The organism is Oleiphilus sp. HI0043 (assembly GCF_001634935.1).
Window position 1 is genome coordinate 1 of sequence record NZ_LWEY01000095.1, and the last position, 889, is coordinate 889.

General features: G+C 42.1%; 1 protein-coding gene. It reads left to right on the plus strand.

What is annotated here, in order from left to right; genetic code table 11:
• A partial coding sequence (locus tag A3729_RS01815; RefSeq protein WP_068633031.1) for a Tim44 domain-containing protein occupies positions 1-568 on the plus strand: 568 nt, incomplete at its 5' end.
• Between the last annotated feature and the right edge of the window lie 321 nt (positions 569-889).

Below are 889 nucleotides of genomic sequence, written 5' to 3' on the forward strand. Positions count from 1 at the left end.
CATGGAGCCTCAACCAGCTTATTCTACAAATCAATTCAGACAAGAGAGCCAAACAGACGCCCAACCAAGCAAGTTCTTGGCGGGTCAGTTTCCTCAGTCATCTTCCGGCAATCAGCCAACAGCTAACCAGAACAACGATGCTACCTTTAATGAAGAGCAAACTTCAGGGTTTGGTTCGTATAATGATGTACCTTATAACCTGCCTGCAGACTTTGATATCAACAATTTTTTGGCCGGCGCTCGTGAGCATTACCGTACCATCCAGCTAGCCTGGAATGAGAATGATCTAAGTAAAATTGAGGAGTACGTTAGCTCAGAGTTGTTTTCCCATTTAAAAGAAGAACGTGCAGCGCTTGAAGGTGAACAGCACACGAATGTGCTGTTTATTGATGCCCAGATCGTCAGAGCTGACCAATCAGCAGGCTTGGCAGAGCTAAGCATTCAGTTTAGTGGGCGCTATAGTGATGAAACCGAAGGAGTTGAAGAGGATATTACAGATCTTTGGCACTTAACCAGAGACACCCGCGATANCAATGCGCCTTGGTTAATCGTAGGAATCGAAAACTAAGCTATAGTTTCTAACAACTTCCTGACCATAAAAGCAGCTTACATACAACTGCCATAGGATCTTTATGTTTAGAATTTTAGTGCTGATCGTATTTTTAATTTCATGCCTGGTGGCGTTTATAAAGGCTGATAAATGGCCACGATGGAAACAACTTACAGTTATTTTCATCCCGACGATTATGCTATTCTGCTTTGCTTTAGTGCTTGAAACTTTAAACTGACCCTTTGGTTTTTCATTAAATATAATACGCTTATAAAGGTAGAAAGTGAGCCTGTTTTTATACTGCAGCGAGAAAGGCTTAACGTGGTTGCGAGAAGGGAA